This window comes from Citrobacter sp. CK185, from assembly GCF_030333565.1.
Lineage (GTDB): Bacteria > Pseudomonadota > Gammaproteobacteria > Enterobacterales > Enterobacteriaceae > Citrobacter_B > Citrobacter_B koseri.
The window spans coordinates 191,426-214,576 of record NZ_JAOWFR010000022.1 but is presented as its reverse complement, the minus strand read 5'-3'; the positions used below and the strand labels follow the sequence as shown (position 1 = coordinate 214,576).

Annotated in this window: 19 protein-coding genes, 1 tRNA gene and 7 pseudogenes; 11 read left to right on the top strand and 16 right to left on the bottom strand. The window is 53.3% G+C overall.

Going from position 1 to position 23,151, the window contains the following annotated elements; all coding sequences use genetic code 11:
* Positions 1 to 27: 27 nt before the first annotated feature.
* Positions 28 to 1,686 carry a glycerone kinase gene (locus tag OGV79_RS06790; protein ID WP_286468183.1) on the bottom strand — a complete coding sequence of 553 codons (1,659 nt, stop codon included), beginning with the start codon at positions 1,684 to 1,686 and terminating at the stop codon, positions 28 to 30.
* Positions 1,687 to 2,280: 594 nt separating this feature from the next.
* Between OGV79_RS06790 and OGV79_RS06785 the strand changes: the two genes are divergently transcribed.
* Both OGV79_RS06785 and dhaR read left to right on the top strand, forming a co-directional pair.
* On the top strand, positions 2,281 to 3,378 hold the full coding sequence (locus OGV79_RS06785) for a glycerol dehydrogenase (RefSeq protein WP_286468182.1): 1,098 nt from the start codon (positions 2,281 to 2,283) through the stop codon (positions 3,376 to 3,378).
* A 105-nt stretch (positions 3,379 to 3,483) separates the two neighbouring features.
* The gene (gene dhaR, locus OGV79_RS06780; RefSeq protein ID WP_047461122.1) at positions 3,484 to 5,409 is read left to right on the top strand and encodes a dihydroxyacetone kinase operon transcriptional regulator DhaR; all 1,926 of its coding nucleotides are present in this window, start codon (positions 3,484 to 3,486) and stop codon (positions 5,407 to 5,409) included.
* A gap of 54 nt (positions 5,410 to 5,463) precedes the next feature.
* Here the strand turns inward: dhaR and OGV79_RS06775 are convergent.
* Positions 5,464 to 5,562 (bottom strand): annotated as a pseudogene (locus OGV79_RS06775) (hypothetical protein); the annotation flags it as partial.
* Positions 5,563 to 6,150: 588 nt separating this feature from the next.
* On the opposite strand from OGV79_RS06775, the gene OGV79_RS06770 reads away from it, so the two are divergent.
* On the top strand, positions 6,151 to 6,450 hold the full coding sequence (locus OGV79_RS06770; RefSeq protein WP_024130967.1) for a DUF1889 family protein: 300 nt from the start codon (positions 6,151 to 6,153) through the stop codon (positions 6,448 to 6,450).
* A 316-nt stretch (positions 6,451 to 6,766) separates the two neighbouring features.
* On the top strand, positions 6,767 to 7,519 hold the full coding sequence (locus OGV79_RS06765; RefSeq protein WP_233644188.1) for a hypothetical protein: 753 nt from the start codon (positions 6,767 to 6,769) through the stop codon (positions 7,517 to 7,519).
* 57 nt (positions 7,520 to 7,576) lie between these two features.
* Here the strand turns inward: OGV79_RS06765 and OGV79_RS06760 are convergent.
* Together OGV79_RS06760 and OGV79_RS06755 are read right to left on the bottom strand one after the other, a co-directional pair.
* A pseudogene (locus tag OGV79_RS06760) lies at positions 7,577 to 8,578 on the bottom strand (phage integrase).
* Positions 8,578 to 8,694: pseudogene (locus OGV79_RS06755) on the bottom strand (Repressor protein CI); the annotation flags it as partial. The pseudogenes OGV79_RS06760 and OGV79_RS06755, both read right to left, overlap by 1 nt.
* Here OGV79_RS06755 and OGV79_RS21685 point away from each other — a divergent pair.
* From OGV79_RS21685 to OGV79_RS06740, 3 genes and pseudogenes are all read left to right on the top strand, one after another.
* Positions 8,694 to 8,810 (top strand): annotated as a pseudogene (locus OGV79_RS21685) (phage regulatory CII family protein); the annotation flags it as partial. The pseudogenes OGV79_RS06755 and OGV79_RS21685 overlap by 1 nt on opposite strands.
* Positions 8,811 to 8,922: 112 nt before the next feature.
* Positions 8,923 to 9,594, top strand: a complete 672-nt coding sequence (locus OGV79_RS06745) for a hypothetical protein (RefSeq protein WP_233596904.1) — start codon at positions 8,923 to 8,925, stop codon at positions 9,592 to 9,594.
* Positions 9,595 to 9,604: 10 nt separating this feature from the next.
* A complete protein-coding gene (locus OGV79_RS06740; RefSeq protein WP_110493787.1) occupies positions 9,605 to 10,033 on the top strand; it encodes a WapI family immunity protein in 429 nt (142 codons plus the stop codon).
* Positions 10,034 to 10,363: 330 nt separating this feature from the next.
* Here the strand turns inward: OGV79_RS06740 and OGV79_RS06730 are convergent.
* Positions 10,364 to 11,185, bottom strand: a pseudogene (locus tag OGV79_RS06730) (phage portal protein); the annotation flags it as partial.
* Positions 11,186 to 11,193: 8 nt separating this feature from the next.
* Here OGV79_RS06730 and OGV79_RS06725 point away from each other — a divergent pair.
* Positions 11,194 to 11,426: pseudogene (locus OGV79_RS06725) on the top strand (phage late control D family protein); the annotation flags it as partial.
* 66 nt (positions 11,427 to 11,492) lie between these two features.
* Positions 11,493 to 11,711: pseudogene (locus OGV79_RS06720) on the top strand (DNA-binding transcriptional regulator).
* A gap of 156 nt (positions 11,712 to 11,867) precedes the next feature.
* Here the strand turns inward: OGV79_RS06720 and OGV79_RS06715 are convergent.
* Positions 11,868 to 11,943 (bottom strand) — tRNA-Ile (locus tag OGV79_RS06715).
* A 125-nt stretch (positions 11,944 to 12,068) separates the two neighbouring features.
* Between OGV79_RS06715 and mug the strand changes: the two genes are divergently transcribed.
* Positions 12,069 to 12,575: a G/U mismatch-specific DNA glycosylase gene (gene mug / locus OGV79_RS06710; protein ID WP_012135205.1), complete on the top strand. Its 507-nt coding sequence runs from the start codon at positions 12,069 to 12,071 to the stop codon at positions 12,573 to 12,575.
* 50 nt (positions 12,576 to 12,625) lie between these two features.
* Here mug and rpoD read toward each other — a convergent pair whose 3' ends face one another.
* The 3 genes from rpoD to rpsU all read right to left on the bottom strand — a co-directional run bounded on the left by rpoD (position 12,626) and on the right by rpsU (position 16,826).
* Complete coding sequence (gene rpoD / locus OGV79_RS06705) at positions 12,626 to 14,500, bottom strand: RNA polymerase sigma factor RpoD (protein ID WP_286468208.1); 1,875 nt, start codon at positions 14,498 to 14,500, stop codon at positions 12,626 to 12,628.
* A gap of 200 nt (positions 14,501 to 14,700) precedes the next feature.
* The gene (gene dnaG, locus OGV79_RS06700; RefSeq protein ID WP_012135203.1) at positions 14,701 to 16,446 is read right to left on the bottom strand and encodes a DNA primase; all 1,746 of its coding nucleotides are present in this window, start codon (positions 16,444 to 16,446) and stop codon (positions 14,701 to 14,703) included.
* A 164-nt stretch (positions 16,447 to 16,610) separates the two neighbouring features.
* Positions 16,611 to 16,826: a 30S ribosomal protein S21 gene (gene rpsU / locus OGV79_RS06695; RefSeq protein ID WP_001144069.1), complete on the bottom strand. Its 216-nt coding sequence runs from the start codon at positions 16,824 to 16,826 to the stop codon at positions 16,611 to 16,613.
* Positions 16,827 to 17,063: 237 nt separating this feature from the next.
* Here rpsU and tsaD point away from each other — a divergent pair, with 237 nt between their 5' ends.
* On the top strand, positions 17,064 to 18,077 hold the full coding sequence (gene tsaD / locus OGV79_RS06690) for a tRNA (adenosine(37)-N6)-threonylcarbamoyltransferase complex transferase subunit TsaD (RefSeq protein ID WP_047461129.1): 1,014 nt from the start codon (positions 17,064 to 17,066) through the stop codon (positions 18,075 to 18,077).
* A gap of 85 nt (positions 18,078 to 18,162) precedes the next feature.
* Here tsaD and ureG read toward each other — a convergent pair whose 3' ends face one another.
* The 7 genes from ureG to OGV79_RS06655 are packed head-to-tail and all read right to left on the bottom strand — an operon-like array spanning position 18,163 to position 23,129.
* Positions 18,163 to 18,780, bottom strand: a complete 618-nt coding sequence (gene ureG, locus OGV79_RS06685; RefSeq protein ID WP_114848347.1) for an urease accessory protein UreG — start codon at positions 18,778 to 18,780, stop codon at positions 18,163 to 18,165.
* A gap of 9 nt (positions 18,781 to 18,789) precedes the next feature.
* Entirely contained in the window at positions 18,790 to 19,464 is a 675-nt protein-coding gene (locus OGV79_RS06680; protein WP_115181094.1) for an urease accessory protein UreF, read from the bottom strand.
* On the bottom strand, positions 19,464 to 19,922 hold the full coding sequence (gene ureE, locus OGV79_RS06675) for an urease accessory protein UreE (RefSeq protein ID WP_012135197.1): 459 nt from the start codon (positions 19,920 to 19,922) through the stop codon (positions 19,464 to 19,466). The genes OGV79_RS06680 and ureE overlap by 1 nt, the downstream gene beginning before the upstream one ends.
* A gap of 9 nt (positions 19,923 to 19,931) precedes the next feature.
* On the bottom strand, positions 19,932 to 21,635 hold the full coding sequence (gene ureC / locus OGV79_RS06670) for an urease subunit alpha (protein WP_047461135.1): 1,704 nt from the start codon (positions 21,633 to 21,635) through the stop codon (positions 19,932 to 19,934).
* Positions 21,628 to 21,948: an urease subunit beta gene (locus tag OGV79_RS06665; protein WP_115608825.1), complete on the bottom strand. Its 321-nt coding sequence runs from the start codon at positions 21,946 to 21,948 to the stop codon at positions 21,628 to 21,630. The genes ureC and OGV79_RS06665 overlap by 8 nt, the downstream gene beginning before the upstream one ends.
* Positions 21,949 to 21,958: 10 nt before the next feature.
* Positions 21,959 to 22,261, bottom strand: a complete 303-nt coding sequence (locus OGV79_RS06660; RefSeq protein WP_042289336.1) for an urease subunit gamma — start codon at positions 22,259 to 22,261, stop codon at positions 21,959 to 21,961.
* A 10-nt stretch (positions 22,262 to 22,271) separates the two neighbouring features.
* Positions 22,272 to 23,129 (bottom strand): urease accessory protein UreD, encoded by an 858-nt coding sequence (locus OGV79_RS06655; RefSeq protein ID WP_199972207.1) that lies wholly within the window; start codon positions 23,127 to 23,129, stop codon positions 22,272 to 22,274.
* Positions 23,130 to 23,151: the final 22 nt, after the last annotated feature.

Below are 23,151 nucleotides of genomic sequence, written 5' to 3'. Positions count from 1 at the left end.
ACAGCGGGCCCGGTTTTCTGCTGACTATCAGGCGTTGTGACTTTCCGCCAGCGCTTTAAACACCATTGCCACGGCGTGTGCGCCAGGGTCCATATTGCCAAGCAGGCTTTCGCTGCTGAGGTAGGATGCGCGTCCGGCGTTGGCTTTGCTGGACTGACAGGTACGTTCTGCGCCATTTTGCGCGGCGGAAAAGGCCGCGTGCAGATCCTGTGGCTGCGCAAGCAGCGATGTCAGGGCCGGCTGTAAAGCATCGATCATGGTACGATCGCCTTCATCCGCGCCACCGTAATACTTCATCTGCGCCAGACCGGTATTCAGCGCTGCCGCCACACTGGCGCCTTGCTCCAGTTTCTGCCCCGCAGCGGTAAAGAAAATGGACATCAGCACACCGCTGGAGCCGCCCATGACGACGGTCAGGCGTTCGCCAATGAGTGCGAACAGCGTGGCGAGATGGTCGAGCGGCAACTGCTGGCGGTGTAGCAGGCCCGCGATTTCACGCGCGCCTGCCGCAAAGGTTGAGCCGGTATCGCCGTCGCCGACTTTGGCATCCAGCGCGTTAAGATCCATTTCCAGATCGGACAGCGTGCGGGTGATTTGCTCAACAATCCCGGCAACTAACGCGTTCTCTGAAGGCTGAAACTCTACCCGCGCGCTTTGCAGTGAGGATGGCATAATGGTTATCTCACGCGGCGGCACCGGCGTTTGCCAACTGCTGGTTTCCACCCCGGAGAGCAACGCTTTTTCGATACTTTCTTCCAGCACCATTGCCGTCAGTGAAAAACCTTTCATATCCAGCGCAGTCACCAGCGAAGCCGGGCCGATAAGCCAGTCGATGCGTTTATGCAGCGGGCTGCGCGCCAGTTCACGCGTGATGATGGCCATTTCCGCGACGGAGACGCCGCCAAGGTTATTGACCATCACCGCCAGACGACCGGTCTCAGGCAGAGCGGAGAGGAGTTTGTCGGCCATCAGGCGCACAATCTGCGCGCTGTTTTGGGTATCAATGACTGATGCGCCGGGTTCACCGTGGATCCCCATGCCCAGCTCAGACTGATTAGGATGATGGCGTGGTGCGTTCTCCGTCTCCTGCGGCAGATGGCAACTGGAAATCGCAACGCCAAGACTCACGGTATTGTTGGCGGCGTACTGCGCTTCACGCAAGACGGTCGCCAGGTTGTAGCCGCGTTCGGCAAAATAGCCGGCGACTTTATGAACCAGAATGGTGCCCGCGATACCGCGCGGGTGCTTATTGTCTGGCAGCGAAATGTCATCCCCGACAATCAGCATTTCAACGTTGTAGCCCAGACGGCGCGCTTTCTCTGCCGCAAGGCCGAAGTTCAGACGATCGCCGGTATAGTTTTTTACGATTAACAGGCAGCCGGCGTCGCCAGTGACCGCCTGAATAGCGGTCAGCACTGCATCGACGCTGGGGGAGGCAAACAGATCGCCGCAGACGGCAGCGGTTAACATGCCTTTCCCGATGAAACCAACGTGGGCAGGTTCGTGCCCGGAGCCGCCGCCGGAAATCACCGCGACGTTGTTACGGTTCAGATCGCGGCGAACCACGACACGAATCGCCGGATCGCTCTCCAGGCGCACCAGATTGTTCCACGGGCTGGAGATAATCGTTCCTTCAATGACGTCATTGACGAGATGGGGTCGCTGGTTAAAAAAGAATTGAGTCATAACGGTTCCTGGAGAGTGGGAAAAACACACCCCCGGCTGCACATTATGGTTGCGGAGGCGCTCATCATCGGGACGCTGCGGGGCAGGTCGGCGATGAGGAGATTCTGGCTGAGTTCATGAAGAAAAAAATTTGAGGAAAATGAGTTTCATTACGAAACGAAATTATTATTTTATGTTCCGTAATGAAACGTTTTCTGATGGAAAAAAGCCAAAATGCGAGCCGGAGCGCGCCTTTTTCCCGCTTATTCATGCAGAAAAGTTGGCCGGACAGAAAAATATTTTCCTGTCTTGTCGGCAATCGACGGCGAAAACCACGCATGATTCCCCTTTTTTCAGACGCATTATGAGAAGGCTGAACGGATCGGGATCGCAATCCTGCCGTTTTTTAGGGTTTGTTGTTCCACTATGAAACGTGATGAATTTTTCTGTGTTCCATTTCAGAACAAAAAGAGGAAAGATTTTTTTGGCGATGCCTCGTCCTACAGTGATTGCATCGCTCCGGTATCGCTCCGTTTTCGCCATTAACACAGGGCCAAACAGGATAACGCCAGGGCTCACTATGTAAATACATGCACTTATTTGAGGATGACAGGAATGCTAAAAGTTATTCAATCTCCAGCCAAATATCTCCAGGGACCTGATGCTTCTGTCTTATTCGGTCAATATGCCAAAGACCTGGCGGACAGCTTTTTCGTGATTGCAGATGACTTCGTCATGAAGCTGGCGGGAGAGAAGGTGCTGAATGGCCTGAATAGCCACAAAATCCGTTGCCACGCAGAACGTTTCAATGGCGAATGCAGCCATGTTGAAATCAACCGTCTGATGGCCATTTTGAAACAAAAAGGCTGCCGTGGCGTGGTGGGGATCGGCGGCGGGAAAACGCTTGATACGGCAAAAGCCATTGGCTACTACCAGAAACTGCCGGTCGTTATTATTCCGACTATTGCGTCCACCGATGCCCCGACCAGCGCATTGTCGGTTATCTATACCGAAGCGGGCGAGTTTGAAGAGTATCTGATCTACCCGAAAAACCCGGATATGGTGGTGATGGACACGGCAATCATCGCCAAAGCGCCGGTGCGTTTACTGGTGTCCGGGATGGGGGATGCGCTTTCCACCTGGTTTGAAGCGAAAGCCTGCTATGACGCCAGAGCGACCAGCATGGCGGGCGGGCAGTCTACGGCGGCGGCCTTGAGCCTGGCGCGCCTGTGTTATGATACATTGCTCGCAGAAGGTGAAAAAGCGCGTCTGGCGGCTCAGGCTGGCGTTGTGACTGATGCGCTGGAGCGTATCGTTGAAGCCAACACCTATCTCAGCGGCATTGGCTTTGAGAGCAGCGGTCTGGCCGGGGCGCATGCGATTCACAACGGTTTCACTATTCTGGAAGAGTGCCACCATTTGTATCACGGCGAAAAGGTCGCGTTTGGCACGCTGGCGCAACTGGTATTACAGAACAGCCCGATGGAAGAGATCGAAACCGTTCTGGGGTTCTGCGAGAAAGTGGGGCTGCCGATTACCCTCGCGCAGATGGGCGTGAAAGACGGCATTGAAGGGAAAATTCAGGCGGTGGCGAAAGCGACCTGCGCGGAAGGCGAAACCATCCACAATATGCCGTTTGAGGTGACGCCGGACAGCGTTTATGCCGCGATTCTGACGGCGGATCTGTTAGGCCAGCAGTGGCTGGCGCGTTAATCCGCCTTTAGTTACGTTCCCTTCCCGAGATAAACAGGCAGTTTCTCCTCCCCTCTGACCGTTCCGGCCGGAGGGGTTGTCTATGGTAAAACAGCGGAAAAGGATATGACGGCTCAGACGCAGGACATCGGGAAGGAAGTATCTTCCGTCATCGCTCAGTCATGGCATCGTTGCAGCAAGTTTATGCAGCGAGAAACCTGGCAGACGCCGCACCAGGCGCAAGGGCTGACCTTTGAATCGATTTGCCGACGCAAAACGGCGTTGCTGACGATAGGCCAGGCTGCGCTGGAAGATGCCTGGGAGTTCATGGATGGACGACCTTGCGCGCTGTTTATCCTGGATGAATCCGCCTGTATCTTAAACCGCTGCGGCGATCCCGGGACGCTGGAGAAACTGGCGGAACTGGGCTTTCTCGACGGCAGCTACTGTGCGGAAAGCATCATCGGCAGCTGTGCGCTGTCGCTGGCGACCATGCCGGGGCAGCCAACCAAAACGGCCGGAGAGCAGCATTTTAAACAGGCGCTGCACCCGTGGTCATTCTGCTCAACCCCGGTATTTGATAATCACGGCCGCCTGTTTGGCTCCATTTCGCTCTGCTGTCTGGTGGAGCACCAGTCAGTCTCTGATTTATCGCTGACGCTGGCGATCGCCCGTGAAGTGGGAAATTCACTGTTAACTGATAGCCTGTTGGCCGAGTCTAATCGTCATCTGAATCAGATGTACGGGCTGCTGGAAAGCATGGACGATGGCGTTATGGCGTGGAACGAGCAGGGCGTGTTGCAGTTTCTCAACGCGCGGGCGGCCACGATGCTGCATCTGGATACGCAGGCCAGCCAGGGGAAAAACATCCATGATCTGGTCAATTTGCCTGCCTTGCTGCGTCGCGCCATTAAACACGCCCGCGGGTTGAGCCATGTCGAAGTGACTTTTGAAAGTCAGCATCAGTTTGTTGATGCCGTCATTACCCTGAAACCGATAGTTGAGGAGCAGGGCAACAGCTTTATTCTGCTGCTGCACCCGGTGGAGCAAATGCGCCAGTTGATGACCAGTCAACTGGGGAAAGTGAGCCATACCTTTGAACAGATGTCGACGGACGATCCAGAAACGCGTCGGTTGATCCACTTTGGCCGCCAGGCTGCGAGGGGGAGCTTCCCGGTTCTGCTGTGTGGTGAAGAAGGAGTGGGCAAAGAGCTTCTCAGCCAGGCTATCCACAACGAAAGCGAGCGCGCGAGCGGGCCTTATATCGCCGTAAACTGCCAGCTCTATGCCAATAGCGTACTGGGGCAGGATTTTATGGGCAGTGCGCCAACCGATGATGAAAATGGTCGTCTGAGCCGCCTTGAACTGGCGAGCGGTGGCACGCTGTTTCTGGAAAAAATTGAATATCTGGCGCCGGAGTTACAGTCTGCGCTGCTGCAAGTGATCAAGCAGGGCGTGTTAACCCGCCTTGACGCGCGACGTCTGATCCCGGTGGATGTGAAAGTGATCGCGACGACCACGGTTGATCTGGCGAATCTGGTCGAGCAGAACCGCTTTAGCCGTCAGCTTTACTATGCCCTGCATTCGTTTGAAATTATTATTCCTCCGCTGCGCGCGCGGCGTAACAGCATCCCTTCGCTGGTCTATAACCGGCTGAACGGCCTGAAAAAACGCTTTTCAACCAGCCTGAAGGTGGATGATGATGCGCTGGCGCAACTGGTGGCCTATTCCTGGCCGGGCAATGACTTCGAGCTGAACAGCGTCATCGAAAACATCGCTATCAGCAGCGATAACGGCCACATCCGCCTGAGTAATCTGCCGGAATATCTGTTTTCTGAACGCCCCGGCATGGATACGACATCATCGCTGTTACCCGCCAGCCTGACGTTTACGGCTATCGAGAAAGAGGCGATTATCCATGCCGCCCGCGTCACCAGCGGACGGGTGCAGGAAATGTCTCATTTGCTGAACATTGGCCGCACTACGCTGTGGCGTAAGATGAAGCAGTACGACATCGACGCCAGCCAGTTCAAGCGCAAGCATCACGACTAGACCGGCTTTCGCCGGGGGCTCCCGGCGATATCCGCAAATTTTTCCGGGTTACAGCCCGCCCAACAGTTTGCAGCGTTCGCCCACAACCGAAATGGCATTGGGGCCGAAAAAGTTCACATTTGGCACCAGATAATCAAACATACGATAGCTCATAATAAGACCTTCCCGGGTTCGAATGAGCATTCAGAGAAACAGCGCAACGCAGTTTCTGCCAATAACATATCCTGCTACGACGTACAGGGCTGAGGCCGTGATGAATTATCGCGCGGCGGTAAATGTTTTATTTCATGTTCTTTATTTTGTCGCTCTCAGGTATTAAGTCAACAGGATAAAAATTGCTCAATTGATAACGCAATTATCTTCCAGACGTATTTTTTGATTAATGTCATTCGACATGATCACACTTTTCTCTACAGACCATTATTTGTGTTTCATACTGAAACTCATATTTTTAGAGGCGTATCAAACTGGAGCGTAATTAATTTTGTTTTTTCTCTCGGTGAACCCGGCACTGACCGCCTCCTCACCAGACGTCTAATCCCCCACACTTGCTGCGCTTGTTGTTTCCAGCCTTGCGGGCTATCTGGTTGATCTGTGGAGAGGAAGACGGATGGTGTTGTGACTCACCTCGAAACCTGGTTGAAAGAAAAGGATAAATTTAATGATTTCTTTGATATTAAGTTCAATCCAGGGGCATATTAGAGAGGTGTTTTTCAGATGGTTAATTTTAAGGATAAAAGTATGCCAGCAGTCATTGATAAAGCCTTAGATTTCATTAACGGTATGAATACATCCGCTTCAGTCCCACACCCAATGGATGAAAGTACAGCCAAGGGGATTTTTAAATATTTGAACGAGTTGGGGGTTCCGGCGAGAGCAGAAGATGTGGCAGCCCGAGGCGATCGGGAAGGGTGGAATGCCGGGTTTACGGAAAAATTGGTCGGGTGGGCTGAAAAAATTGCGTCAGGAGAGCGGGTGCTTATTAAAAACCCTGAATATTTTTCTTTATATATGCGTGAGCAGCTTCGGGCACTGGTATAAGCTGAGCACGCGCAAAAAGATCTATCTGCCCCGATGCTCTCGCCTTCAATTCGGGAGCATCTATTCCGGCCGCCCAGAAAAAAGGACCTGCGATTTCTCGCAAGTCCTTGATATTTGGTGGCCCCTGCTGGACTTGAACCAGCGACCAAGCGATTATGAGTTCCTACCAGAACAACCGGGAATCAATGGTTTACGTTATTTTTCATTGACATAGTTTGCATCTGTTTGCCAAAGATTACCCATTCTTCGCCGTTTCTACCGCCACTTTATCGCCACTTTGAAATCTAGTGTCTCGTTATCGAGAAAAGAGTATCTTATGCAAGAACCTCAAGACTTTGGAGCACACATGGATAAGTTGAAAATCGAAGATAGTGTTTTTCAAGCCTCTAAACGTTACTTACATGATTTATATGGCGACTTCACACGCATTGATGAGCAGAAAGACAAGCCTGATGCCGCAATTAGGCTATCACAAAAAGTAGATAGTGTTGATGTAACCATAGGAATAGAAATAACTTGTGTCGATAAACAAGGTGATTTGCAATACTTCAATGACGAAAAATTCTCTCGAGATATAACTCAACAACAAATTGACGATTGTATAAATGGAGTTGTTCCAACCCAACCCATGAAAAAAGCTTCAATTGCGATAGGAAAAGACTATTTTTATGAAGCCATTGAGAAAAAACGCGATAAATATGATGGTTATAAAAATGATGGCGGTTTTGATGGGGTGATTATATTGGTCTTTAGTCAGTTATTTGGATGTGATGAAAAACATTTCAGTGACTACCATGTTTCATGGACAAATTATTTGTTAAGTAAGTCTGATTTTCCATTTGATAAGGTTGTTTTTGTCGATAGAGCACAGTCCAAGTGTATTACTATGTTTGATAAAAACAAACCAAAAACATCTCCCCCTAAAAATGAACCGAATAAAGAATTAGGCTTTACTCAAATACACTCTGGGTATATCCCAATGAATCAGTCAGTAAATATGTATGATATTTTTAAAATGGAACCTTTAGTAAATAAGAAGAAAAGCAAAAGCAAACGCAAAAAAAGATAGTTAGTATTATTCCATTGTTAAGGGGTAGGCATATCTACCCCTCGATTTCATTAAAAATTAACTTTTATAATCTAAGGGATTAAGTTTAATTGCATCTTCCAAATGATCAGGTGCAAAGTGTGAGTAACGCATCGTCATCTTTATATCGGTATGACCGAGTATGCGTTGAAGAACCAGAATATTACCACCATTCATCATAAAGTGACTGGCGAAGGTGTGGCGTAAAACATGGGTAAGTTGTCCTGCCGGTAACTCTATGCCTGTTCTTTCCAGTGCAGACCGGAATGCGCCATAACAATCGCTAAACAACTGACTTTTTTTTCCTTCTGGCAGAGAGTCGTAGAGCTCCTTGCTGATGGGAACGGTGCGGTTTTTTCTGCCTTTCGTGTTGGTGAATGTGATTTTGTATTTCGCGAGCTGGCTTTTTTTCAGACTCTCGGCCTCAGACCACCGGGCGCCAGTGGCGAGACAGATTATGACCACGGTTTCTAAATCAGGATGGTCATGCCGTTTACACTCTCCGAGCAATTGCGAAATTTGGTCGTGAGTTAGCCAGGCTATTTCCATTTCTTCTGTGCGGAAAGGTCGCATATTTTTCAGTGGGTTTTCACCCTTCCATTCTCCGAGGCGGTTTAGCTCATTGAACACAGCCCGGAAGTAGGCCTGCTCAAGATTAAGCGTGCGAGGCGATACCTCTTTCACTCTGTTTGAACGGGCATACTCACCTTTTAACCGTTTTTCACGGTAGCGGGAAAACATTTGCGCATCGAAATCGCGTGCGAGTGGTTCGCCCATACACTCAAAAGCATGGTGCATGGCTAATTGGCGTTTCAAACTGTCTTTAAGTGTAATGCTATGAGCGCTGTACCATGAATCAACCAGCTCTTTTTACGTGCGCCTGTCTTCCTTTTCTTCCTGCCACGGGGTTTGAACGGTGTACTGTTCAAACGCCAGAGCCTCGCCCTTAGTAGCGAATTTCTTTCTGATACGCTTGCCTTTTGCACCGTTTGGGTAGATCTCACAAATCCAACCGCCAGCCGGATTTTTACGGACAGTCATCACTTAACCTCGCTGTATACACCCACGACACGGCCAATCGTTTTTATCTCATCTATCCCGCACTCAAACGGTACTTTGCCGCCCGCAACGTGTAACTTTTTACCGGGTAGGAGCGACTGACCTGACCGAAGACTCAACACTCGTTGATGGTTTTCTGGCGCAGATTCATTGCCTGCCATGCGTGCCGGTTACACCAACGTTTGAGTACGCAGATAAAACCCTCAAAGAATATCGCAACGAGCCAAAAGAAACCTGAGCCATACAAATACGGCCCATACAAAGTAGATTACAGCAAAAATGTTCCTTATGATGGCCTAAAGGAACGCTAAAAAGGAAATAATGACATGACCGGTGGATTTATTGCAGGCGAGCCAGGGCGTTTTTACACCTTCCAGTCAAAATTGCCATCAGGTGAATACTTCGAGTTTCGCCCCCGCAATCCCCCCCTGAATTCTAAGCCCATCGTAGACGATGAAAGTGGGATGTGTATTGGTTATTCCGTCGCTCAAGCTCCCGGTTTGTGGCAAATTTATGATGCCGATGGCGTGTTTGTCAGAATGGAAGAAGCGCCATTAGAAGCTCCTCTTATTGACCCTACAGACCTCGCTTTAATCGCCTTTGGTGCATTTCGACTTTTTCGGGTGGGGAAGGCATTGCTGGAAAGTAGCGTTAAAACGGCTGTAACGGTGAAACTTAGTCAGGCTACCATTAGCATCTTGCGTGGTCGCCTTAAAATAGGCTTATCAACTCGTGCCCTCAAGATGACTGCAACACCGGCTAAACATATGCTTAATCCGGGGCGATACGTTCCTTTGCAACTACAGGAAAAAGTTATTCGATACGGTAAAAGAATGCCTGATCCTCAAAGGGCCCCCGGACTTTTTCGTTACGAGGCAGAGATGTATAAGCTTGTAGAGAATCGAGGCCAAAAAGGAACCTATTTCTATAAGAAATACATGTTAGAGGTTCTGGTGCGTGAGAAGGACTGGACAATAACTCATTTCTTATACAAATAATGGGGGGAATATGATTGAAATAATTAACGGCAAGAAAATACTACGGATTACCCCCTTTGAGCGAGATAATACGCCCGACATACCTGAGTATGACTGGATACAGACTTACGTGGAATACGAACTTCCTGAGCTAAAATCTCAATATCAGGCTTCGTTTAATGTCGGTGAGCTTAATACCCTTAAAAATAAACTCATAGAGTTACATATAAATTTAGTGAATAGCGGTAAAGCGCAGGAGGTGGTTTTTGATAGCACAGAAAATCAGTTGAATCTGATTTTTTCACCACTACCCTCAGGGCAAGGCGTGCTGTTGACATTAACCCTCAGACCGGAAAATCCAGCCGAAAGTGTAGTTGTCAGTGATAGTATGGGAATGGATGAAAGCTACTTCCCTGCGCTGCTTTCCGGGTTGGATGAAATCATTAATTGGTCAAATTAATTCTCAATTTTAGCCATGCATGCAACAGGTGCATGGTTTTGCATGCGCCGGGGTTGCCCGTTCTGGCCGTGCGTCGCCACAGCTGGCGCGGATCCAGAGTGGTTATGCAACTGCATTAAAACCGCCCCATAAAGCGGGCAGGCGTGGCGGGGAAAGCATTGCGCGCCAGCGGTGGTGCGTAAATAAAAATTATCGTCTGAGCGCGTCGTGATGGCGCTGCCGTGGTTGTGGTCGGCTCGTTGGTCGGGTGCGGTCGTGCGCGCATGGCGCGTCTGAGGCGTGATGGTGGAGGGGTATGAAAAAGCCGCCATGCTGGCGGCCTGATGGGGATTATTCCGGGTTGTCGAACCTGATGACCTCCATGCCGAGCCAGTCGTTTACCTCCCTGAACCTGTCCTGAAGGGGTGACAGCTCGTTACGCACGAATACCTTTGCCACCTTCTCAACGTCGCCGAGTGAGCCGATATTCTCGGGCTTGCCGCCCATGAGCTGGAACGGTACGCGGTGGGCGTCCATCAGGTCGGCTACGCTGGCTTTCTTGATGTTGAAAAAGTCATCCTTTGTGGCGACCTCGCTCAGTGGCACGATTTTAATGCCGTCCGGTTTTCCTCCGGGGGCATAGAAAAACAGATTCTTAAAGTTGCCGAGCCCTTTCGAGTTGCGCATCGCCTCGCGCAGCGATTCGACGTCGGTCGCACTCTGCGCCGGGTCGGTCACATACATGATGTAACCCGCGTGCGCGCCGTTCTGGTAATACTTGCGGCGGAACGGCGTCGCGGATTCATTCAGCCAGGCGGAATTAAGCGCGCTGAGATATTCGGGCAGGCCGTAAATCTCCTGATTAATGTCGGGCTCCAGCAGGTGAAATACGGTATCAGGCGCGAACTCATGAGGTAGAGTGAAGTTTTCCACAAACCCGAATATAGAATCGTCGACCCCACGTCGGGTGTATTTGGCCGGTGAGGCAAGAAGTTTGATTAACTGGCCGGTGACGCTGTGGCGCTGCTCAAGAAAGGCGTTGCCGAATACCAGGTAGTCGAGTGCAAAGCGGCTGAAATCCTGACGGGATAACAACGGGGGCGGAATGTAGGTGCTCGCGAGCACGTTGCGTTTAACGTAAATCGGTGAGCTGTGATGCACGGCAGAGCGCAGGCGAATGGGCTAAGTGGGATAAGTTGCAGCGAGGCGTTGCGGAGTTTTCAATTACGCTGGCGCTCGGTCGGGCTGATTTATTTCCTGAGACACCTGTACGCGTGTCGGCTTTAAGCGCGTCATAGACTGGTTAATCAGTAAGGTGACTCACAATCTGAATAATAGTGGCTTCACGACGGGCTTAGAGTTTGAGGTTAAACTCTCTGATGTGGAGTACAGCGCGGAATCGGATGATGAATAAAATATATTCACAAAAAATGAATTGATGATTATCATTTCTTCACGATTTGAGAATAGTGAGCGGGTTATGTTTCATTGTCCGAAGTGCCATCATGCCGCACATGCGTGAACAAGCCGCTATCTAACCGAAAACACGAAAGAGCGCTACCACCAGTGCCAGGACATCAACTGTAGTTGTACGTTTATGACAATGGAAACGATAGAGCGCTTTATTGTTACTCCGGGAGGCATCGACCCGGCACCGCCGCACCTGACTGTCGGTGGTCAGCGGCCACTGTGGCTCTGAAAGATTTCCGCTAAATGCCCGCCGTGTGCGGTTTTTTTATACGCTCAGGAAAATGTCGGTATAAAATCTACCGCCATTTTATCGCCACTCGAAAACGAGAAAACAAAAAAGCCACTCGCAAGAGTGGCCTAATTATATGATTTTAAAGCTAAAACTTGGTGGCCCCTGCTGGACTTGAACCAGCGACCAAGCGATTATGAGTCGCCTGCTCTAACCACTGAGCTAAGGGGCCGTGGCGGTGGATTATAAAGTAACTCCGTGTTGCAATCCAGCCATAACCGTACGGATGCTGTTTTTATAAACAACGTATTTTCAATCCGTTATACTTTCAGCCTGATGTATCGTTCAGGAGTTAACATGGTTAAGGACATACTGGCGCGGGAGCTGAGAGTGGTATTTTGCGGCATCAATCCCGGCCTCTCTTCTGCGGGGACAGGGTTCCCGTTCGCGCATCCTGCCAACCGTTTCTGGAAGGTAATCCACCTTGCCGGATTTACCGGGCGTCAACTGAAACCGGAAGAGGCGCAGCATCTGCTGGATTTCCGCTGTGGCGTTACCAAATTTGTCGACAGGCCTACCGTGCAGGCGAATGAAGTTAAGCTTCAGGAGATGCGTAGCGGCGGCCATAAGCTCATTGAGAAGATTGAGCACTATCAACCTGCGGCGTTGGCGATTCTGGGCAAGCAGGCGTTTGAGCAGGGATTTAGCCAGCGCGGCGCGCAGTGGGGAAAACAGACGATGACCATTGGCGATACGCAGATCTGGGTGTTGCCGAATCCCAGCGGCTTAAATCGCATCAGGACGGAAAAGCTGGTGGAGGCGTATCGGGAACTTGATGAATCGCTGGTGGTTGATGGGCTGTAAGCGGTAAAAAAACGCCACCTTGCGGTGGCGTTGATGCTTATGCGGCGAGATTAATCGTCCAGGAAGCTACGCAGCACTTCAGAACGGCTCGGGTGACGCAGTTTACGCAGCGCCTTCGCTTCGATCTGACGGATACGTTCGCGGGTAACGTCAAACTGTTTACCCACTTCTTCCAGCGTATGGTCGGTGTTCATATCAATACCGAAACGCATACGCAGCACTTTTGCTTCACGCGCCGTCAGGCCAGCCAGCACGTCGTGCGTTGCGGCACGCAGGCTCTCGGTGGTGGCAGAGTCCAGCGGCAGCTCGAGGGTGGTATCCTCGATGAAATCCCCCAGATGCGAATCTTCATCGTCGCCGATCGGCGTTTCCATGGAGATAGGCTCTTTGGCGATCTTCAGCACTTTACGGATCTTGTCTTCCGGCATCAGCATGCGCTCGGCCAGCTCTTCTGGCGTCGGCTCGCGACCCATTTCTTGCAGCATCTGGCGGGAGATTCGGTTGAGTTTGTTGATGGTCTCAATCATATGCACCGGAATACGGATGGTGCGCGCCTGATCCGCGATAGAGCGGGTGATCGCCTGACGAATCCACCAGGTGGCATAGGTGGAGAATTTGTAACCACGACGGTATTCGAACTTGTCTACCGCTTTCATCAGACCGATGTTGCCTTCCTGAATCAGATCCAGGAATTGCAGACCACGGTTGGTGTATTTTTTGGCGATAGAGATAACCAGACGCAAGTTCGCTTCAACCATCTCTTTCTTCGCACGGCGGGCTTTCTCTTCGCCGATGGACATGCGACGGTTGATGTCTTTTACCTGCTCGATGGTCAGGCCGGTTTCTTCTTCAATCTGTTGCAGTTTTTGCAGGCTGCGCTGAACGTCTTCAGTGACATCGTGCAGCTTTTCGGACCACGGCTTGTTCATCGCAATGGCGGCATTGAACCAGGTTTCGCTGGTTTCGTTGCCGGTGAACAGGGTGATGAAGTTTTTCTTCGGCATTTTGCACTGCTCAACGCAGAGCTTCATGATCAGGCGTTCTTGCGTGCGAACGCGATCCATCATGACGCGCATGCTGTTCACCAGGTAGTCGAACTGCTTCGGCACCAGGCGGAACTGCTTAAACACTTCAGACAGCTTCAGAATTTCGGTCTGCGCATCGGCGTGGCTGCGACCTTTCGCTTTGATGGTGTCACGGGTGACTTCGTACTGCGTACGCAGCTCTGCGAATTTTTCGCGCGCCAGTTCCGGGTCGATGCTGTTGTCGTCATCGCTGCTGTCGTCGTCTTCTTCTTCGTCTTCATCATCGTCGTCGTCCATCTCTTCCTGAGAGAGTTCAGAACCGACGTGCGTGGCGGTAGGCGCCATATCTTCTTCAGCGTTCGGGTCAACAAAGCCGGTGATCAGATCTGACAGGCGAGCTTCTTCGGCTTCAACGCGATCGTACTGTTCAAGCAGATAAGTAATCGCTTCCGGGTATTCGGCAACGGAGCATTGAACCTGGTTGATCCCGTCTTCGATACGTTTAGCGATGTCGATTTCGCCTTCACGGGTTAACAGTTCAACCGTACCCATCTCACGCATGTACATGCGTACCGGGTCAGTGGTACGACCGATTTCAGATTCAACACTGGATAAAACTTGAGCAGCAGCTTCTTCCGCGTCTTCGTCGGTGTTGTTGGTGTTTTCAGCAAGCAGCAGGTCATCGGCATCCGGTGCTTCTTCCATCACCTGAATACCCATGTCGTTGATCATTTGGATGATGTCTTCGATTTGATCTGAATCGACGATATCTTCCGGCAGATGGTCATTGACCTCGGCATAGGTCAGATAGCCTTGCTCCTTACCACGGGTGACAAGAAGCTTCAGCTGTGACTGCGGGTTTTGCTCCATAAGACGGTATCCACACTTATTTCGTTTGATTGGTGTCGGCGGTGTATCTGCCAACCTTTAAAGCGAGGGCGTACTTATATTTTTGCCGCTGCCTCTCAGTGCGGCTGTCGGGGGCTTCCCGATCGCTATTCGGCACTTAAGCCGTTAAATACGTCATCCTTCAAGTTGTCTCTGCGTTAGCTGCGTTCTCTTGCTGCCTTAATACAACTTGAATGGTTTTGTCTATCAATTCATTTTTTGGCCAGTTCCTGGTTCAGCGTCCAGAGTTCCCGGCGTTCTTCGTTGCTTAAACCGTGTGTGCGATCGCGAGCAATCAACTCTTCCTGGCGCAGCTTAAGCATCGAATCAAACATATGGTTGAGTGAGTCGGTGAAGGTTTTTTCAGCAATGTCCTTATCAGCTATATCGTCCCACATCGACAATTTTTCAAGGGTCGCAGCACTATTTGTGCCGCGATAATGTTCTAAAAGTTGGCCGGTGGTCAGACCTGGTTGAGACAAACAAGTGTTGACCAGTTCTTCAAATAAGCCAAGCCCGGGCAGCTTTTTTTGATCCAGGCCGCCTAGCGGTGGTACTAACGGCGCCAAATCCGGGTTTTGTACCAGTAACCCTATAAGTATACGCATGGTCGTGCGTTTTAGCTGCGGAGCAGGGCGTACCGTGCCACTTTCTGCCTGTTTTGGCATTAAGCGGTCAAGCTGGCTATCGTCAAAGATGCCTAATTTCAGCCCCAGCATCTGTCGTAGCTGGATCCTGTGCGTATCTCCGGGAACCTGGTTAATCAGCGGCAGCGCCAGCGCGGCAAGCTGCGTACTTCCATCCGGCGTACTCAAATCAACCTGCGGCAAGAGGCTATTGAAGAGAAACAGAGAGAGCGGCAGAGCCTGCTCCATCCGTGCTTCGAATGCTTCTTTGCCCTCTTTACGCACCAGCGTATCCGGGTCTTCGCCATCAGGCAGGAACATAAAACGCAACTGCCGTCCGTCGGTGATATAGGGCATTGCCGTTTCAAGCGCTCGCCATGCCGCATCGCGTCCGGCCCGATCGCCGTCATAACAGCAAATCACATTGTTAGTCGCCCGGAATAACATGTGGATATGGTCGGCTGTTGTCGATGTCCCCAACGATGCCACGGCGTAGTTAATGTCGTACTGCGCCAGCGCGACAACGTCCATATAGCCTTCAACAACAAGCAGCCGCTGCGGTTCAGCGTTATGTTGCTGAGCTTCATAAAGGCCATACAGCTGTCGACCTTTATGGAAAATATCGGTTTCCGGGGAGTTCAGGTATTTCGGCGTATCGTTACCGAGTACGCGACCACCAAAACCAATCACCCGTCCTCGTTTATCGCGAATCGGGAACATCACCCGATTACGGAAACGATCGTAGGTTCTGCCCTGGTCATTGTTGACCAGCATTCCGGCATCCAGTAACAGCGCTCTGTTGTCGCTATTATTACCGAAACGTTTTAATGCGTTATCCCAGCCTGGCGGAGCGAAACCAATCGCGAAGCGTTGAACGATTTCAGCGCTAAGGCCGCGTTTTTGCAAATATTGGCGCGCAGGCTCTGCTGTGGGGTGGGCGAGCGACTGTTGATAAAACGCATTCAGCCCGTCCATTAACTGATAGAGGTTTTGCCGTTGATGGCGCTCTATCTGGCTAAGACCTGTCCCTGCTTCGTAGGGAATTTCCAGGTTGTGCATTGCAGCCAGTTCTTCGACGGTTTCCACGAAATCGAGCTTGTCGTAGTTCATGAGGAAATCGATCGCGTTGCCGTGTGCGCCGCAGCCAAAGCAGTGGTAAAACTGTTTTTCACCGTTCACGGTGAAAGAGGGGGTTTTTTCGTTATGGAACGGACAGCACGCGTGAAAATTCTTGCCCTGCTTTTTCAGCTTCACCCGCGCATCGATCAGATCGATGATGTCGGTGCGTGCCAGCAGGTCATTGATAAATACGCGTGGGATTCGTCCAGCCATATGCCCCTTTTATACACTTCATCTTTCAGGCGCCGCTTTGCCGCATCCTGAATGATTTTGTATATATGCCAATGCATAAACGAAAATAAGCCGCGCATTCCTTTCGGAAGCACGGCCTTACAACTACAACTCGGTCTGAATCGAGAGCTTACGCCCTCAACGCATTAGTACAGACGAGTGCGGCGTGCGTTTTCGCGAGCCAGTTTCTTCGCGTGACGTTTCACTGCTGAAGCTTTAGCGCGCTTACGTTCGGTAGTCGGTTTTTCATAGAACTCACGACGACGAACTTCCGCCAGAACACCTGCTTTCTCACAGGAACGCTTGAAGCGACGCAGAGCTACGTCGAACGGCTCGTTTTCACGTACTTTAATTACCGGCATGTGCCTCTCACCTTTGATTAAATCGGTTTGCCGCTGGCATCAGCGCCAGCTTATTTCAAAATGGTGCGGAATTTTACTGCAATTGCTGCTGCTTTGTAAAGCACCGACGCCTTTTTTGAAAGGGACTTTTATAAGGGTGAGGAGTATACACGAGGCTGTCGTCAGGGGCGAACAAAGTTTTACATCAACCCGCATTGGCCCTACACTGCGCGGTATCAGAGTGAGGTAAAACAAGTCATGCGTGTACTGGGTATTGAGACATCCTGCGATGAAACCGGCATCGCTATTTACGACGACGAAAAAGGTCTGTTAGCCAACCAATTGTATAGTCAGGTGAAATTGCACGCTGACTACGGCGGCGTAGTGCCTGAACTGGCCTCGCGCGACCACGTACGCAAGACCGTACCGCTGATCCAGGCGGCGTTGAAAGAGTCGGGTCTGACGGCGAAAGAGATTGATGCCGTGGCCTATACCGCAGGGCCGGGTCTGGTGGGGGCGCTGCTGGTCGGCGCGACCGTTGGCCGTTCGCTGGCGTTTGCCTGGAATGTTCCGGCAATTCCGGTACACCATATGGAAGGGCACCTGCTGGCGCCGATGCTGGAAGACAATCCGCCGGAATTTCCGTTCGTGGCGCTGCTGGTCTCCGGCGGTCATACCCAACTTATCAGCGTGACCGGGATTGGTCAGTATGCGCTGTTAGGCGAATCCATTGACGATGCGGCCGGTGAAGCGTTTGATAAAACCGCCAAACTGCTGGGACTGGATTACCCTGGTGGCCCGATGCTGTCGAAAATGGCGGCACAGGGCACCGCAGGTCGCTTTGTCTTTCCGCGTCCGATGACCGACCGTCCTGGGCTGGATTTCAGCTTCTCCGGGCTGAAAACGTTCGCCGCAAACACGATCCGCAGCAACGGTGATGATGAACAGACCCGCGCCGATATTGCCCGTGCGTTTGAAGATGCGGTGGTGGATACGTTGATGATCAAGTGTAAGCGAGCGCTGGATCAGACCGGCTTTAAGCGTCTGGTGATGGCCGGCGGGGTGAGCGCCAACCGCACGCTGCGTGCGAAGCTGGCGGAAATGATGCAAAAACGGCGTGGCGAAGTGTTCTACGCGCGGCCAGAGTTTTGCACCGATAACGGCGCGATGATCGCCTACGCCGGTATGGTGCGCTTCAAAGCCGGCGCAACGGCGGATTTAGGCGTGAGCGTGCGTCCTCGCTGGCCGCTGGCGGAGCTGCCTGCGGCGTGATGTTTTGCCCGGTGGCGGCTCGCTTACCGGGCTTACAATACCGTAGACCGGGTCAGGCGAAGCCGCCTCCCGGCGATAAAAAACGCTACACCCGCAACATCCCTTTATCTTCCAGAAACGCAATAATCGTCGCCAGGCCGTCACCGGCTTTCAGGTTGGTAAACGCCCACGGCCGATCCCCGCGCATGCGCATTGTATCGCGCGCCATTACCTCCAGCGACGCGCCCACATACGGCGCCAGATCCGTTTTGTTGATCACCAGAAAATCGGATTTGGTGATCCCCGGCCCGCCTTTACGCGGGATCTTCTCGCCTTCGGCCACGTCGATCACATAGATCGTCAGATCGGCCAGCTCCGGGCTGAAGGTGGCGCTCAGGTTATCGCCGCCGCTCTCGACAAAGATCAGATCCAGATTGCCGAATGTCTCGCTTAATGCTTCCACCGCCGCCAGGTTCATTGAGGCGTCTTCGCGAATGGCGGTATGCGGACAACCGCCGGTTTCCACGCCGACAATCCTTTCCGGCGCCAGCGCGCCCGCTTCGGTAAGAATGCGCTGATCCTCTTTGGTATAAATATCGTTAGTCACCACCGCCAGTTGATACGTATCGCGCATCGCTTTGCATAACGCTTCCAGCAGGGCGGTTTTACCGGAACCCACCGGACCGCCCACGCCGACGCGCAGGGGATGTTTATAGTTGTTCATCGTGTCTCCTCAGGAGCGAAATAATCGGCAATATTGTGTTTCGTGACGGGCAGAAGCGATGGCGGACAGCGGCGTGGATGAGCCCAGATCCGCATCCGGGCGAGCCAGCGCCTGCGCCATACCCTGCGCGTAATGGTCGCAAAGCGAAAGAATGAGCTGCTGCGCCGCCTGTTGTCCGAAGGGCACCAGCTTCACCCCCGCCATCACCGCGCTTTCTAACCAGCTGTAGCCGAGGCTTAACGCCAGATCCGTCAGCGGGATGCGCCAGCGCACGCCCAGCCACGCCATACCGCAGAGCTGGCTGTCGGCAAAAAGCGGACGCCACGTCTGCGGGCAGTCCGGCACCCAGTCCACCACCAGGCGTGTAAACGCCGCCCCCCGGCTGCGCTCTTCTTCACGCAGTTCCCGGGTTTCCCGGCAGGCCAGCAGATATGCGCTCCAGCGGCGAGCGGCGGTAACGTCATTCCGTTCACAGGCGTGGTACAACCGGGCGAAAATCGGCAGGTCGACGGTAAAAAAGTTCTGCTCCAGCTGTTGCGTTTGCCAGTGCGCAAAGTCTTCCGCGTTTTTCACCCAGCCGATCTCCACCGCCCACTCCAGCCCCTGAGACCAGGTAAACGATCCCACCGGTAAACTGCTGCTGGCGAGCTGCATCAGGCGTAGCCGTTGTCTGGCGTCAGTCATCAGTGGGCGTGGCCGTGGTGATGGCCGTGAGATTCGCTGGCATATGCCCCCGCCTCCGGTTCAAAGGGCAGATGCGCGAAAGTCACCTCTAAGCTGAACTGGCGCAGCATGTCGTCGAGTACGTGATCGTGGTGATAGCGCAGCTCGTCAGGCAGAATTTGCAGCGGAACGTGGCGGTTGCCCAGGTGGTAGCAGGCTTTGGCGAGCAGGAACGGATCGGCGCAGCGCACGACCGAAACGGCTTCGTTTGCGGCGATGATCTCCACCACCTCTGCGCCATCTTCCGTGCTCAGGCGATCGCCGCCGCGTAACAGCAAACCGCGCGGCAGCAGTAAACCGGCTTCGCGTCCGTCGCCCAGCACTACCTTCGCCCGGCTTTTGACGCGGACATCAATGGGGAGCGTCAGCGTTGCCGTGACGGCGGCGGGTGTTTCAATACGTTGCGTCAGATACAGCATGTCGTCTCCTCAAAATAAAAAATAACGCTGGGCCATCGGCAACACGTCTGCCGGTTCGCTGGTGATCGGCTCACCGTCAATGCGCACCTCGTAAGTCTGGGCGTCAACGGTGATGTTGGGTTGCAGGCTGTTGTGGATCATGTCGGCTTTTTTTACCGTCCGGCAGCCTTTCACGACGGCGGTGGCGCTGCGTAAGTTGAGCTGCTGCGCAATGCCGTTTTCAACCGCAGCCTGAGAAAGAAAGGTCAGGCGACAGTGATGACGCGCCGCGCCAAGCGCGCCAAACATCGGCCGGTAATGCACCGGTTGCGGGGTAGGAATCGAGGCGTTGATATCACCCATCGGCGCGCAGACGATCATCCCGCCTTTGATGAGTGTTGCGGGTTTTACGCCAAAAAAGGCCGGAGACCAGAGCACCAGATCCGCCAGCTTTCCCGCCTCAACAGAACCGACCTCATGGGCGATGCCGTGGGTTAGCGCCGGGTTTATCGTGTACTTGGCGATGTAGCGTTTTACGCGCTGGTTGTCGTTATCGCCCGTCTCCTCCGCTAACGGGCCGCGTTGTACTTTCATCCGGTGCGCCACCTGCCAGGTTCGCAGAATGACTTCGCCCACTCGTCCCATCGCCTGGGAATCCGACGAGGTCAGGGAAAAGGCGCCGAGATCGTGCAGCACATCTTCGGCGGCGATGGTTTCCCGACGAATACGCGACTCGGCAAACGCCACATCTTCGGCGATATCCGGGTCGAGATGGTGGCAGACCATCAGCATATCGAGATGCTCGTCAATGGTGTTGACGGTATAAGGCAGCGTCGGGTTGGTGGAGGAGGGGAGGATATGGGGATGCGCGCAGGCGGTGATAATATCCGGGGCGTGACCGCCGCCCGCCCCTTCGGTATGAAAGGTATGGATCGTGCGATCGCCAATTGCCGCCAGCGTGTCCTCGACGAAACCGGACTCGTTTAACGTGTCGCTGTGCAGCGCGACCTGAATATCCATCTCTTCAGCCACGGTCAGCGCACAGTCGATCGCCGCAGGCGTCGCGCCCCAGTCCTCGTGGATCTTCAGGCCGATCGCGCCGGCGGCAATCTGCTCACGCAGCGCGTCCGGGTTCGAGCCATTCCCTTTGCCGAGAAAACCGATATTCACCGGCAGGCTGTCCGCCGCCTGCAACATGCGGGCGATGTACCACGGGCCAGGCGTGCAGGTGGTGGCATTGGTGCCCGCCGCCGGGCCGGTGCCGCCGCCAATCATGGTCGTCACGCCAGAGACCAGCGCCTCTTCCGCCTGCTGCGGGCAGATCCAGTGAATATGCGTGTCCACGCCGCCTGCGGTAACGATCTTCCCTTCGCCGGCGATCGCCTCCGTGCCGACGCCAATCGGGATCGTCACGTTGGGCTGAATATCCGGGTTACCGGCTTTGCCGATGGCGAAGATCCTGCCGTCTTTGATGCCGATGTCCGCCTTGACGATCCCCCAGTGATCGACGATCAGCGCGTTGGTGATCACCAGATCCACACACGCGCGAGCACGCATTTGCCCCTGGCCCATACCGTCGCGGATCACTTTACCGCCGCCGAATTTCACCTCTTCGCCGTAGGTCGTGAGATCGTTTTCGACTTCGATCCACAGTTCGGTATCCGCCAGACGCACCCGGTCGCCGGTCGTCGGGCCAAACATGTCGGCATAAGCCTGCCGGGAAATCTCAGTCATTGTCTGCCTCCAGAGAGCCCATTACCTCGCCGCGAAAACCAAAAATACGCTGTGCCCCGGCGATGCGCACCAGTTCGACCTCGCGTTTTTGCCCCGGCTCAAAACGCACCGCCGTGCCTGCGGGGATGTTCAGGCGAAAACCGCGTGCGGCTTGCCTGTCAAAGCGTAATGCGGGGTTGACCTCGTAAAAGTGATAGTGCGATCCGACCTGAACCGGGCGATCGCCATGATTCTCAACCACGATCGTGCAGGTTTCTCTGCCTGTATTGATCGCGATGTTTCCCGTGGAGATCCTGTATTCGCCTGGAATCATGGTTCCTCCTTTATACGATCGGGTTATGAACGGTGACCAGTTTCGAGCCGTCTGGAAAGGTGGCTTCAACCTGAATATCCGGGATCATTTCCGGCACGCCCTCCATCACCTGATCGCGGGTCAACACATGGCGACCGTCTTCCATCAGTGACGCCACGCTTTTGCCGTCGCGGGCGCCTTCCATAATGAAAGCGCTGATCAGCGCCACCGATTCCGGGTAGTTCAGCTTCAGTCCACGCGCCAGACGACGCTCCGCCACCAGCGCGGCGGTAAAGAGCAACAGCTTGTCTTTTTCTCTGGGAGTCAGTTCCATAGTGATTCTCTTATGTCTGCCAGATACGGGGCAGGAATGGCGGTTTTTGGGTCAGTTGTGGTCGTAAGGATTGCCAGACGGCGCGCATAACGCGCTGGATAAGCAGGTTGTCGTGCCCGAGGAAGCGCAGGGCCAGCAGTGAATCAATCAGCGTCGCGCCAGCGTAGTCGCCGAGGGGGGCAATTTGCTCGCGTACGCCGTCCAGCATCTTTTCCGTGGCGGGATAACAGAGCAGCGTACCGCTCCAGGGATGTCTGGCGACGGTGTGCAGGTTTCCTCCCTCAAGGTGCAGCCTTTCTATTAATAGCGGCGTACCGTCCCGCCATACTTCCAGGCGGTTGCGCAGCGTGCCGTGGCTGAAGGTTTCCTGCATCACCGGTCGCCCCAAACAGAGCAGATCCCAGGCCAGCAGTTGGCTCTCTTGCGCCAGATGAAAGACCGACTGGATGTTAGCGTTCGCGCCGGGAAAAAGGATCGTATCCTGCGGCAGCCACTCCAGCGTGGCCTGCGGGGCGAGATAAAAATCCTGCCGCAGCTGCGCCTGAGGGCCGCGACTGCGGTAAAACTTCCCTGCGCCAGGCTGGGTGATTAACGCATGGCTGTCTGTTGCAAGCGTGGCGGAAATCGTGAGTTCATCGCCCCCGACAATACCGCCCGGCGGATGAAGCAAATAGAGGTGGCAAACGTCGTCTTCCGGGTAAAACGGACGCTGTACCGTCAGCGGGCCGACGTGTCGCGCCGAAGTGAGCACTGTTTTATGCGCGGCGCGGGTAAACCGCAGATCCAGTTCGGCCTGCCAGCCCCGTGTGAGAGTCTTATGCGCAACGGTGTCCAGAGCGTTTCCCTTATCAGCGTGAGGGGAGTGCATACAAAAAAGTATGCCTCAGCGC